The organism is Pseudomonas syringae group sp. 26L6 (assembly GCF_032587815.1).
Lineage (GTDB): Bacteria > Pseudomonadota > Gammaproteobacteria > Pseudomonadales > Pseudomonadaceae > Aquipseudomonas > Aquipseudomonas amygdali.
Genome location: NZ_JAWHPJ010000010.1, coordinates 21884 through 36396 on the forward strand (window position 1 = coordinate 21884; position 14513 = coordinate 36396).

Consider the following 14513-nt stretch of genomic DNA (forward strand, 5'->3'; position numbering starts at 1 on the left):
TCAGATACCCGCCATTTCATTCATCATTTTTTCAATATCGGACAAGCCGTCCTCGGTCAGCGACAAACCGCTGCTGGCGAAAGCCTGAATAAATTCGTTCAATTGCGGTTTCTCGAAAATCAGGCGCAGCGGGATGTCGATCCCCAGGCCCGTGTGAATTCTGGAAATCAGTTGTGTGGCCAGCAGCGAATGGCCGCCCAGTTCGAAGAAGTCGTCGCTCAACCCGACGCGCTCAACTTTCAGCACGTCGGCCCAGATCGCAGCCATTTGCTGCTCCTGTTCAGTCGACGGCGCGACGTACTGGCGCTGCAACTGGCTGGCGTCCGGTGTCGGCAGGGCTTTGCGATCCAGCTTGCCGTTGGCGCTCAGGGGCATGCTTGCCAGCCAGACGAAGTGGGTCGGCACCATGTAATCGGGCAGTGTTTCCTTGAGATACACCTTGAGTGCATCACGCAGGTTATCGCCACTGTGCTCAGCCACTAGATAGGCTGCCAGCTGCTTGCCGGATGGGCCGTCAACGTCGATGACCACTGCTTCCTGAACGCTGCCGTGCTCCAGCAGGCTGGCTTCGATCTCGCCCAGCTCGATACGCAGGCCGCGAATCTTCACCTGATGGTCGATACGCCCGGCGTATTCGATAACGCCTTCATCGCGATAACGCGCCAGATCCCCGGTCCGGTAAAGACGCCCGCCCTGCTCGTCGAACGGGTCCGGCACAAAGCGTTCAGCCGTCAGCGCAGCGCGATTGTGATAACCCCGCGCCAGACCGATACCGCCGAGGTAAAGCTCTGCCGCAACGCCCTGCGCGGCAGGCAGCAATCCGTCGTCGAGGACATGGGTTTTCAGGTTATCGATAGGTCGACCAATCGGCACGCTGAGCACGTCGTCCGGGGTGCAGGTCCAGTGGGTGACGTCGATAGCCGCTTCGGTCGGGCCGTACAGGTTGAACAAACCCGTCTGCGGCAGACGCTTGAGCACCTGACCGGCCAGTTCGGCAGGCAGTGCTTCGCCGCTGCACACCACGCGACGTAAGCTGTTACAGCTTTCTACCTGAGGATGAGTCAGAAACGCCTGGAGCATCGACGGGACAAAGTGCAGCGTCGTGACTTGATGTTCGCGGATGGTCTGCACCAGCCGCTCCGGATCGCGATGATCGCCCGGCAGCGCCACGGCCAAACGTGCGCCGGTCAGCAGCGGCCAGAAGAATTCCCACACCGAGACATCGAAACTGAACGGGGTTTTCTGCAATACCGTATCTCTGTCATCCAGTGCGTAAGCCTTCTGCATCCAGTGCAAACGGTTGACCAGGGCGCGATGGCTGTTGCCCGCGCCTTTTGGCTTGCCGGTCGAACCCGAGGTGTAAATCACATAAGCCAGATTCAGCGGATGGCTGAGGTTTTCCGGGTTGGCAGTGCTGTAACCGGCCAGCCAATCGCCCTCCTGATCCAGACAAAGGCTCTGTACTTGAACCGGCAGGCGCTGTAGCAGCGCACTCTGGGTCAACAGCAAACCGACACCGCTGTCCTGCATCATGTAAGCCAGACGGTCCTCGGGGTAATCCGGGTCCAGCGGCACATAAGCGCCACCAGCCTTGATGATCGCCAACAGGCCGATGACCAGCTCGAGGCTGCGCTCGACACAAATCCCCACCAGCACATCCGGGCCAACACCCGCCTCACGCAAGCGATGGGCAAGCTGATTAGCGCGGGTGTTAAGTTGCGCATAGCTCAGTTGTTCAGCCGCAAAAATCAGTGCCGGAGCGTCCGGCGTGGCCTGTACCTGGGCTTCGATCAGGCTGTGCAGGCAGTGCTCACCAGGGAAATCGGCAGCCGTGGCGTTCCAGTCGCGAACAATCTGCTGCTGTTCGGCAGCGTCAAGCATCGGCACTTCAGCGATGCGCTGACCCGCATTGGCGCAAATGGCCTGCAACAGCGCGAGCCAGTGCCCCGCCATGCGCTCAATGGTGCTGCGTTCGAACAGCGCGGTGGCATAGGTCAGGCCCGCGCTCAAACCGCCATCGTGTTCGGCGGTGTTGAGGGTCAGGTCGAACTGCGCCGGATAGCTCTCGGACGTCAGCGCTCCGACCTGCAAACCGGGCAGTGCGCGCACCTCAGCACTGGCTTGGCTCTGGTGGTTGAACATCACCTGGAACAGCGGGCTGTGGCTGAGGCTGCGTTGAGGTTGCAAGGCCTCGACCAGCTGTTCGAACGGCAGTTCCTGATGCGCTTGAGCTTGCAGGGCCGCATGTTTGACCTGCTGCAGCAGCTCGCTGAACGTGGTGTGCAGGTCGAATTCGGCGCGCAGCACCTGGGTGTTGACGAAGAAACCGATCAGGCCTTCGGTTTCCGCGCGGGTGCGGTTGGCAATCGGCACGCCGACACGAATGTCCGGCTGGCCGCTGTGGCGATGCAGCAAGGTCTGGAACGATGCCAGCAACAGCATGAACAGTGTGACGCCCTGTTGCCGCGCGACCTGTTTCAAGTCGTCGATCAACGCTGGCGCCAGCTCGACCGCCAGCCGCGCACCGGCGTGGCTTTGCACGACAGGGCGCGGATGATCGGCGGGCAATTCCAGAATCGGCTGCTGTTCGCCCAGTTGCTGCTTCCAGTAATCCAGCTGCCGCGCCTGCTCTCCGGCGTCCATCCAGTTGCGCTGCCACAGTGCGTAGTCAGCATATTGCATGTCCAGCGCGGTCAACACCACCTCACGGCCCTGGCTGTAGCCTTCGTACAGGCGCACCAGTTCATCGACCATGATCGGCATTGACCAGCCATCGGAAACGATGTGGTGCTGGGTCAGAATCAGCACATGTTCGTCAGCAGCAAGGTTCAGCAAGCGGACGCGCAGCAGCGGGCCCTTTTCCAGATCGAACGGGCGCTGCATTTCCTGCTCCACGCAGGCTTCAAGGGGTTGACCGGCAGGCACGGACTCGACCATCAGGGTCAAGGCACGCGGCGCATGGATGATCTGCACAGCCTGTTCGCCCTGCTGGCGGAAGGTAGTGCGCAGGGTTTCGTGGCGGGCAATCAATGCGCTGAAACTGTGCTCCAGCGCGGCAATGTCCAGCGAGCCGCTCAGACGCAGGGCCGCAGGAATGGTGTAAGCAGTGCTTTCAGGATCAAGCTGCCAGAGAAACCACTGGCGCTGCTGCGCGTAAGACAAGCCCAGCGGCTGGCTGCGGTCGGCCTTGATAAAGCGTGGCGCAGCATTGCCCTGCCCGTTGCCCGCAGCCTGGGCGAAAGCTGCCAGATCACGGGCTTCGAACAGGTCGCGCAACGACAGTTCGACGTCCAGTTGCTGACGGATGCGCGAGATCACCTGAGTGGCGAGCAACGAATGCCCGCCCAGTTCAAAAAAGTTGTCGCTACGCCCGACCTGCTCAACTTTCAGCACATCGGCCCAGATCGCCGCCAGTTGTTGCTCCAGATCGCCTTGCGGGGCGATGTAGGTCGCCTGCAACTGGCTGGCATCCGGCGCGGGCAGCGCCTTGCGGTCCAGCTTGCCGTTGGCGGTCAGCGGCATCTTGTCGAGGACGATAAAATGCGTCGGCACCATGTAATCCGGCAGATGCGCACGGAGCTCGGTCTTCAGGGTTTCGCGCAGGCTTTGCTGATCCTGATCAGGCTCGGCTGGGACTAGATACGCGGCCAATCGCCCGTCCACGGCCAGCACGATCACTTCGCGCACGGTCGGGTGCGCTTGCAGCCGCGCTTCGATTTCACCCAGTTCAATGCGGAAACCACGGATCTTCACCTGATGGTCGATACGCCCGGCGTATTCGATCACTCCGGCAGCGCGATAACGGGCCAGGTCGCCGGTGCGGTACAGGCGACCGCCGTCGCTGGAGAACGGGTCCGGCACGAAGCGTTCGGCAGTCAGCGCCGCGCGGTTATGATAACCGCGCGCCAGACCCGCATGGCCGATGTGCAGTTCACCGCTGCAACCCTGGGCGACCGGGTTGAAATCAGCGTCCAGCACGTACCACGACAAATCCGGGATCGCCTCGCCAATCGGGCTGGCCGGGTTTTGCGTGTCGGCCTCGGTTATTGGCCTGTAGGTCACGTGAACTGTAGTTTCGGTAATGCCGTACATGTTGATCAACTGCGCTGCCTGATCGCCGAAACGGTCGAACCACGGCTTCAGGCTGGCCACGTCCAGCGCTTCGCCGCCGAAGATGACTTTTTCCAGCGACATCGGCGCAGGCGAATCACACGCCACACGCATCAATTGCTTGAACGCCGACGGCGTCTGGTTAAGCACTGTGACGCGCTGTTCCACCAGCAGCGCATGGAAGTCTTCCGGCGAGCGGGTCACCTCGCGCGGCACGATCACCAGTCGGCCGCCATGCAGCAGCGCGCCGAAGATTTCCCACACCGAGAAGTCGAAGGCGAAGGAATGGAATAGCGTCCACACGTCCTTTTCGTTGAAAGCAAACCACTCGTTCGTGGCGGCAAACAGGCGCATCAGGTTGTGATGGGCGAGTAAGGTGCCTTTCGGCTTGCCAGTCGAGCCGGAGGTGTAGATCACGTAGGCCAGGTTGTCCGGCGAGGTCTGGTTGACCGGGTTTTCGGTGCTGTAACCGTCCAGCGAATCCGCCAGATCCAGTGTCTGAACATGTGCAGGAATCGGCAGTTGGCCCAACAAATGTGCTTGAGTCAGCAACAATTCGATACCGCTGTCCTGCATCAGAAAGCTCAGGCGATCCTGCGGGTAATCCGGATCCAGCGGCACGTATGCACCACCGGCCTTGAGGATCGCCAGCATCCCTACGATCATGTCCAGACTGCGTTCAGCGGCCAGCCCCACGCGAACATCCGGGCCGACGCCCTGCTCGCGCAGTTTATGGGCCAGTTGGTTGGCGCGGCTGTTGAGCTGTTGATAGCTCAATTGCTCGCCAGCAAAAGTCAGGGCGATGGCCAACGGCGTGCGCTCGGCCTGGGTTTCGATACGTTGATGGGCGCACTGCCCGGTCGGGTAATGCTGCACGCTTTGCGTCCAGGCAGTCGGCAGGGTCAGCTCGCCGAGACGTGCCGTTGCGGATGTACTGAGGCTTTGCAGCAAGTGATCGAAATGCGCCGCCAGTTGCAGAATGCCTTCTGCACTGAAGTGTTGCCGGTCGTAACTGAAACGTACCGACAGCACGTCGTTGGCCTCGACCACCAGGGTCAGCGGGTAATGCGCTTGTTCCTGATTGCGCAGGTCGCTGAACGTCAGACCGTCCGGCGCGCGCTGCAAGGCTTCAGACACCGGGTAGTTTTCGAATACCAGTATGTTGTCGAACAGCGCCTCGCCACTGTTACGTGCCCAGCGCTGGATGTCATACAGCGGCGTGTGCTCATGCTCGCGCAGGGCAATGTTCTTCGCCTGCACCTGCTGCACCCAGTCGCCGACGGTCTGTTCCGAACGCGGGCTGGCGATCACCGGCAAGGTGTTGATGAACAGGCCCAGTTGCTCCTCGACGCCCGGCAATTCAGCCGGACGCCCGGCCACCGTGGCACCAAAGGTCACGCTGGACTGACCGGTATAGCGTTGCAGCAGCAACAGCCAGGCGGATTGCACCAGCGTATTGAGGGTCACGTGCTGCTCGCGGGCAAACTCGCTCAAGCGCCGGGTGCCGTCGGCGTCGATCAGCTGAATGTAATCGCCATAGCCCTGCTGATCGGTTGATGTTTTGAAGGCTTGCAGCAAGCGGGTCGGCTCGTCCAGTTCGGCCAGCTCTGCGGTCCAGAAGCGCTCGCTGACATCGGCGTCCTGATCCTGTAGCCACTGGATGTAATCGCGATAACGTCCCGCCTGTTTCGGCGGCGTCTCACCGCTGTAGCGTTGCAGCACTTCGCCCAGCAGCCGCGAGCTGCTCCAGCCGTCCATCAAAATATGGTGACTGGTGTAGACCAGCTGCCACGCGTCGTCGCCAGTGCGCACTACCGCCAGGCGCAACAGCGGGCCGTGCGCCAGATCAAAACCCTGCTGACGGTCGGCCTGCGCCCAGTCGTCGAGCCAGTTTTGCGGCTTGCCACGCGCATCCAGCTCGACAAAAGGCAGTATGACCTGACGTTGCACGACTTGAAGTGACTGTTCGCTCTGGCTGACAAAACAACTGCGCAGCACTTCGTGGTTGTTCACCGCTGATTGCCATGCGTTATGGAAACGCGGCACATCCAGCCCGCTGATGCTCACGCGCATCTGGTTGATGTAGTTGCCCGCGCCCTCATCGAACAGCGAGTGGAACAGCATGCCCTGCTGCATCGGTGACAGCGGGTAGATGTCTTCGATCTCGCCCGCAGCAATCGGCAAGCCGTCGAGTTGCGTTTGAGTGAGGCGCGCCAGCGGGAAGTCCGACGGCGTGACGCCCTGGTGCCCGACGGTGCAGTGGTCGATTAGCGTGGTCAGCGCCTGCTCGTAGCGGCGCGCCAGGGTATCGATGGTCGAGGCGTGGTACACCTCACGGCTGAAGCTCCAGTCCAGTTGCAGCTGGCCATCGAACACCTGACCATTGAGGCTCAGCCAGTTGCCCAGCGGGCCGTCTTCGCACAGCGCAGTGCCAGTTTTGTCGGCACTCGGCATGAACAACGCGCCTTGTTGTTCGTTGAAGCTGCCGTCGAACTGGCCCAGGTAATTGAACGTGACTCGTGCCTGCGGCAAGGCGGCCAATTGTTGCTTAAACGACGGCTCGCCGAGATGACGTAATACGCCGTAACCAATACCTTTGTTCGGCACGGCACGCAGTTGTTCCTTGATCCCGCACAGGCTCGCACCCGGCGCGATTTGCGGCGTGAGGCGAACCGGAAACAGGCTGCTGAACCAGCCGACGGTACGGCTGAGATCGGTGTCGTCAAACAAGTCTTCGCGGCCATGCCCTTCCAGCTGGATCAGCACCGACGGCTGCTGACTCCACTCGCACAACACTTGCGCCAGCGCGGTCAACAGCAGGTCGTTGACTTGTGTGCGGTACGCGGCAGGTGCAACTTTCAGCAGCTTGTGGGTCAGGTCCTTGCTCAACCAGGATGATGCATGGGCCGCATCGCGATTGCGCATCGAACCTTCGGGCTTGTCGCGCGGCAACGGTTGATCGTCGCCCTGTAAAGCGTGTAGCCAGTAATCGCGCTCGGCGGTCAGCGTTTCGCCGGTCGCATACTGTTGCAATTGCTCGGCCCAATGCTTAAGCGACGTGGTTTTCGCTGCCAACGCCACAAGCTGGCCCTTAGTCAGGGCGACGTAAGCCTGTTGCAAGTCTTCCAGCAGCACCCGCCACGACACGCCGTCGACGGCCAAATGATGAATCACCATCAACAAACGCTGCTCGCCCTGCGGCAAGTCGATCAGCACCGCACGCAGCAACGGGCCGTTTTTCAGGTCAAGACTGCGCTGCGCCTCGTCGGCCAGTTCAGGCAAGCGCTCGATGCTGTCCAGCTCATGAATCCACAGCAGGTCGCGAGTGTTCAGCGCGCCGAATGTGGCTTGCCATTGGCCGTCTTGCTGGGTGAAACCCAGACGCAGCGCGTCGTGCTGTTCGATCAGCGCGGTCAGTGCAGCTTGAAGGTGGATTGCATCCAGCGTTTGCAGGGGCTTGAGCATCAGCGCCTGATTCCAGTGCTGACGCTCGGGGATGTCCAGTTCGAAGAAGCGCGCCTGAATCGGCAGCAACGGCAGCGAACCACTGATCTGTTCGACCGGCGCAGCAGGCTTTTTCTGGATCAGTTTTGCCACCGAGGCCAACTGGCTGATGGTCTGTTTTTCGAACAACTGCTTGGGGCTGAGCTTGATGCCCTGGCGCTTGGCGCGGGCGATGATCTGCAGGCTGAGGATCGAGTCGCCGCCCAGTTCGAAGAAGTTGTCGGTGCTGCCGACTTGTTCCAGTTTCAGTACGTCAGCCCATACGGCGGCGAGCTTTTCCTCGATCTCGCCGACCGGCGCGGTGTAACGCTGTTTGACCACGCCCGGCTTGGGCAAGGCGCGCTTGTCGAGCTTGCCGTTGGCGGTCAGCGGCAGGCTGTCCAGCAGCATGATCTGAGCGGGCACCATGTAGTCGGGCAAGCGTGCAGCCAATTGCTCGCGCAGGTTGTCGACGGTCAGGCTGGCACCGGCTGCCGCGACGCAATAGGCCACCAGTTGCAGGCGCGATTCGTCTTCATCGACAGGCAATGCCAGCACGCTGGCTTGCGCAACCGAAGGCAGGTTCAGCAGCACCCGCGCCACTTCGGCAGGCTCGACACGATAACCGCGCACTTTGACTTGATCGTCGGCACGGCCGATGAATTCCAGCAGGCCCTGATGATTGCGCCGCATGCGGTCGCCGCTGCGATAGGCGCGTGCGCCATTCTCTGCAAACGGGTCCGGCACGAAACGCTCGGCGGTCAGCGCAGGCTGACCGATGTAGCCCAGCGCGACACTGTCGCCACCGATGTACAGCTCGCCCGCCACCTGAGTGCCAACAGGGTTCAGCACATCATCCAGCACATAAGCACTGGCCCCCGGCAACGGCGCACCGACCGGCACCTTAGTGGATAGATATAAACCTTGTGGGAGCGAGCCGGGCGACGCTTCGCTTGCTCGCGAAAGCGGTGGTAGGGCCTCAGCCTTTTGCAAGCCTGTGCCGGCCTCTTCGCGAACAAGTTCGCTCCCACAGGGAATCGTGTCCACTTTCAATTCATGGGTCAGTACGCCAACTGTGGTTTCGCTCGGGCCGTAGTGGTTGATCACCCGGCAATCCGGTTTGAGCTGACGCACCTGCTCGACCAGCGCAGGCGAACAGGCTTCGCCGCCGACGATCAGTGCATGCTGCGGCAACACATCGGCAGGCTGGCTGGCCTGTAAAAGCGCGGCCAGATGACCGGGCACGATCTTCAGCACGCCAACCTGATGCTCGGCCATGTAAGCCGCAAAGGCATCCGGGTCGAAACCCAGCGCCTCGGTCAGCACATGCAGCGTGCGTCCTGAACACAGCGCGCCGAACAGCACGGTATGACCAAGGTCGGCGGCGATGGTCGAGACCAGCGCCATGCTCGCCTCGGGAGCCAGTTGCAACTGCTCCAGCAGTCCACGCACGTAAGAGGCCAGCGCGCCCTGGCTGACCAATACGCCCTTGGGCTGACCGGTGGAGCCGGAGGTATGAATAACGTAAGCCGCTGAATCGGCTGACAGCGTGATATCAGGACGACTGACCGGCAAGTCCTGCCACAGCGCAGGTGTCCAGGCCAGGCCCTCACAACCGGCAACATCCAGTGACGTCTGACGCACATCGCCTTCGGCGCACAGCAGCACTTTGGCCTGGGCGTTGCTCAGCATCTTTTGCAGGCGCGCATCCGGGGCTTTGACGTCCAGCGGCATGTACACACCACCGGCCTTGAAGATCGCCAGCACCGCCGTGAGCCAGTCCAGCGAACGCTCCATCAACACCGCAACCGGCTGGCCTTCGCTAATACCCATCCGGATCAGATGATGGGCCAGCTGATTGGCGGCCTGATCCAGCTCCAGTGTCGTCAGGGTGCGATCAAGACACTGGGCAGCCAGTGCATGCGGCTGGTGTTCAACCTGTTGGCCCCATAGCTGAAGCATGTGCGGCGCGGGTTCGCGCACTTCGCGTGGTGGCTCGATTGCCAGTGCACCGAGGCTGAACAACGGCGCCTGCGGCGCATCGAGCAGGGTTTTGAACAGCGCAAGCATTTCGGGAATGAACCCTTCGACGGTGGCGCGTCGATACAGGTCGCTGGCGTAGGCCATGTCGCCATGAATCAGCGTGCCGTCGTCGGTGATGTCCAGCGCCAGATCGAAATGCGCGCCCTGCTTGTCGAAGGCGTATTCGCTGACTTCCAGCCCGGCCAGCTTGAGCGCGGTTTTCTGTTTGAGAATTACGTTCTGGTTGAACTTGGCCTGAAACAGCGGGTTGTGGCCCAGGCTGCGCTCGGGTGCCAGTTGATCGACCAGTTGCTCAAAGGGTACGTCCTGATGGGCCTGCGCGCCGAACGAGGTGTCACGGATCTGCGCCAGCAGGTCAAGGTAGCTCAGGCGCTCGTCCACCTGGCAGCGCAAAACCTGAGTATTGATGAAGAAGCCGATCAACCCTTCGGTTTCAGCACGACCGCGGTTGGCGTTTGGCACGCCGATGCGGATATCGCGCTGCCCGGCCTTGCGCGACAGAAACAGCGAAAAACCGGCCAGCACCAGCATGAACAGGGTCATGCCCTGCGTGCGCGCAAAGGCGTTGAGCTGGCGCGACAGATCAGCGCCGAAATCAAAGCGCAGGTGCTCGCCCTGATAGCTTTGTGTCACCGGGCGCGGGAAATCCTGCGCGGCGTCCAGCAAAGGTTGTTCGTCACCCAACTGGCTGCGCCAGTAATCCAGTTGCCGCGCGCCCTCGCCCGCCTCCAGCCAGCTGCGCTGCCAGATAGCGTAGTCGGCGTATTGCAGCGGCAGCTCTGGCAGCGCTGGTTCGCGACCTTCGCAATACGCCTGATAGCAATGCACGAACTCCTGAATCATGACGTCCATCGACCAGCCGTCGGAGACGATGTGGTGCATGCTCACCACCAGCACATGCTCGTCACTGGCAAGACGGAACAGGTGCGCACGCAGCAACGGGCCTGTGCGCAAATCAAACGGCTGGCTGGTGACGGTAATAACTCGCAACGCCAGTTCGGCATCGCGCAGTTCGACATCAGCCAGACCGGACAAATCAATGCTGTCCAGCGCCACGGTCTGATCATGCAGCAGCACTTGCTGCGCCTGATCACCGTCGGTATGGAACACGGTACGCAGCACCTCATGGCGCTCGATCAGATGATCAAAGGCGCGGCGCAATGCCGACTCGTTCAGCGGGCCTCGCAGACGCAGGCCGGTGGTCATCTTGTAGGCGTCGCTCTGCGGGTCGAGCTGCCAGAGGAACAGCAGGCGTTGCTGGGCGAACGACAGCGGAATCGCGCTGAAATCATGACGGCTGACCGGTACCGGCAACAGGCTGAAATCCTTGCCTTCCTGGCGCAAGCGGGCGAGGAACTGCTGGCGTTGTTCCAGCGGCAGGCCGACAAAACGTTTCGCGATGCGTGCAGCGGTGGTCCCGGTCATGCGCCAAATTCCTCCAGTGAGTCCATGAACTGGTCCATGTCGCTCCAGTCGTTATCCGTTGTGTTGTCGGTCAGCGCGGCCACTTCGAAGGCGAGATCGCTGAGCAGCGGTTTTTCAAACAGGGTGCGCAACGGCAGGCTGATGCCCAGTCGCGTCTTGATCCGGGCGATGACTTGCGCGGCAAGCAACGAATGGCCGCCCAGCTCGAAAAAGTGATCATCCAGACCGACCTGCTGTGCGTGCAGGACTTCTTGCCAAATAGCAGCGAGGCAGATTTCCACATCGCTGTGCGGCGCGCGATAACGCGCCTGCAACTGGCTTGAATCGGGCGCTGGCAGTGCCTTGCGGTCCAGCTTGCCGCTGGGCGTGAGTGGCAACTCCGGGAGCAGCAATAAATGCGTCGGCACCATGTAATCCGGCAGGCTGGATTGCAACTGGCTCTTGATGCCCTGGCGCAGCGCCAGTTGCTCGGCATCGCCGTTCGCCATGACCTGCGGCACCACGTAAGCGACCAGTTGCGTGCTGCCCGCCAGCTCGACAGCCAGTACCACCGCTTCGCGCACGCCTGTGCATTGCTGCAGGCGCGATTCGATTTCGCCCAGTTCAATACGGAAACCGCGGATTTTCACTTGATGGTCGACCCGACCGATGTACTCGACAGCGCCGTCAGCGCGCAGCCTGGCGCGGTCACCGGTGCGATACAGGCGCTCACCGGGCACGAACGGATCAGCCACGAAACGCTCGGCGCTCAGGCCGGGCTGGGCGTGATAACCCCGCGCCAGGCCGGGGCCGCCGATATACAACTCGCCCACTGCACCCTGCGGCAGCAGATTCAGTTGATCGTCGAGCACGTACAGCCGTCGTCCCGCCAGCGCTCTGCCAATCGGCACGCCGCGCCACGACACCTGTTCCGCAGTCAGCGCGCTGCAATCATGAATACTCGACACCACCGTGGCTTCGGTCGGCCCATAGGTGTTGAGCAGGCGCACGTGCCCGAGCCCGGCCTGCTGCCACAGGCGCAGGCCTTCGACGGCCATCGCTTCGCCGCCGACGTGAATCTGCCGCAGCACGCCGTAATGCGCGGGCGGGCTGGCGGCAAAATCCTGAACCAGTGTCAGCCAGTAGGCCGCAGGCAGGTCAGCCAGGGTTACGCCATGTTCGACGACAGCCTGATGGAAGGTGGCGCTGTCCCACAAACGCTCGTCACGCAACACCACGGCCGCGCCGCGACACAGCGGTGGGTAGAACTGCTCGACGAAGCCGTCGAAGCTATGGGTGGCAAATTGCAGGACCCGGTCGCCTTCGCGCAAGTCACTGTAGTTCGCGCCCAGCGTTATAAATTCGGCCAGCGCGCCATGACTGATCGCCACGCCTTTTGGCCGACCGGTAGAGCCCGAGGTGTAGATCACGTAGGCCAGATTGGCCGGATCAACGGCAATGTCCGGGTTTTGCGGGCTGGCTGCCGCACTGCTCATCTGATCGATGCACAGGCACTGAATACCCGCCAGCTCAGGCAGCGTCGTCTTTTGCTGGCTGTGGGTCAGCAGCAGTTTCAGGCCGCTGTCCTGCAGCACATGACGTAGACGCTCGCTCGGCGCGCTCAGGTCCAGCGGCACATAGGCACCGCCTGCCTTGAGCACAGCCAGCAGCGCGACGGGCATGTCCAGCGAACGGCCCAGCGCCACGCCGACCAGCACGTCCGGGCCGACGCCTTGCTCACGCAGTTGCCAGGCCAGACGGTTGCTGCGCTCATTCAGTTCGGTGTAACTCAGGCTGGGCGCCTGGCCTTCACGGGCGAGGATCAATGCCGGGGCGCTCGGTGTGCGCTGCACTTGCGCTTCGAACTGGCGATGCGCGGGGGTTGTGGTGTCGGCTTTGGCTGCGCTGTCGATATCCAGCAACTGAGCGCGCTCATCGGTCGACAGCATCGACAGTTCGGCAACGGTTTGCAGCGGGTCGGCACAGACCGACGCCAGCAGGTTGCGCCAATGTGCGGCCAGACGAGCGATGGTCGCCTGGTCGAAAATATCGGTGGCGTAGGTGAAAGCGGCGTTCAGCTGCTCGCCTTCGCCGCTGGTGGCAAGCATCAGATCACTGGCCGCGGCATGCGAACGCTGGGCCAGCGCCTGTTGCTCGGCAGGCAGATTGGCCACGCGCAGGCCGCCGCTCAATTGTTTGTCCAGCAGGTCGGCAACCACCGGCTGGTGGTTGAACATCACTTGAAACAGCGGGTTGTGGCTCTGGCTGCGCTCGGGTTGCAAGGCGTCGATGATCGCGTCGAACGGCAACTCCTGATGCGCCTGAGCACCGGTCGAGGCATTGCGCACGGTGTGCAGCAAATCGACAAAGCGCGTCTGCGCCGTCACTTCACTGCGCAGCGCTTGGGTGTTGATAAAACAGCCGATCAGCCCTTCGGTTTCGCTGCGGGTGCGGTTGGCGATCAGGCCGCCGACACGAATGTCGGTCTGCCCGCTGTAGCGGTGCAGCAGGCTTTTGAAGGTTGCCAACAACACGACGAAAAGAGTCACGCCCTGACGTTGCGCGAGGTTTTTCAGGTTGCGCAGCAGCTCGGGCTCCAGCGCCAGTTCCAGGCGCGCGCCATCATGGCTGGGCAGCGCCGGGTACGGGCGGTCTGTGGGCAGCTCCAGTACCGGGTGCTCTTCGCCCAGATGGCTGCGCCAGTAATCCAGCTGACGTTCCTGTTCGCCAGCCTCCAGCCAGCTGCGTTGCCACAGCGCATAGTCGCGGTACTGCACGGGCAGCGGCTGAAAAGGCAGCGGTTTACCAGCCAGCAGCGCGTCATAGCCGCGCAGCCATTCGTCGATCAGCACGTTCATCGACCAACCGTCGGTGATCATGTGGTGCAGGTTGAGCAGCAGTAGGTGTTCCTGTTCTGCGAGGCGCAATACCTGCACGGTAAACAGCGGCCCGCGCTGCAGGTCGAAGGTCTGCGCCGACTGTTCGGCCATCGCCTGCCGCGCACTCGCCCAGCGCTGTTCGCAAGGCTGCTGGCTCAGGTCGATCAGGCGGATGCTGACGGGTGTCGGCGGCGCAACACGCTGAAATGCGCGGTCGCCGTCCTGACCGAAGGTGGTGCGCAGGCTTTCATGCCGCTCGACCAGCGCACTGAAGGCTCGTTCCAGCAACGGCAGCTCCAGCGGGCCATTCAGGCACACCGACATCGGCAGGTTGTAGGCTGCGCTGTGCGGGTCCAGTTGCCAGAGAAACCACATGCGTTGCTGGGCATAAGACAGCCCGTCACGCTCGGCCAGCCCTGCGCAGGAAGGGATCGGGAACAGCGAGAAATCCATGTTCTCCTTGCGCATGCCATCCAGAAACAGACGACGTTTTTCAAGGGGCAACTCGACAAAACGGCGAGCGAGTTTCTGGGCGTGTTCGGGGTTCATGGGTCGATCCTTGCTGAATGGGGCTGACCGTCGGGCGGGGTCGTA

The 14513-nt window shown here is 61.9% G+C and carries 2 protein-coding genes; both read right to left on the minus strand.

The annotated features are described in order from the left end of the window. Positions 1 to 11061 carry a non-ribosomal peptide synthetase gene (locus tag RYA97_RS04110; protein WP_316891941.1) on the minus strand — a complete coding sequence of 3687 codons (11061 nt, stop codon included), beginning with the start codon at positions 11059 to 11061 and terminating at the stop codon, positions 1 to 3. Continuing rightward, positions 11058 to 14468 (minus strand): non-ribosomal peptide synthetase, encoded by a 3411-nt coding sequence (locus tag RYA97_RS04115; RefSeq protein ID WP_117140013.1) that lies wholly within the window; start codon positions 14466 to 14468, stop codon positions 11058 to 11060. Before RYA97_RS04115 ends, RYA97_RS04110 begins: the two co-directional genes overlap by 4 nt. Positions 14469 to 14513: the final 45 nt, after the last annotated feature.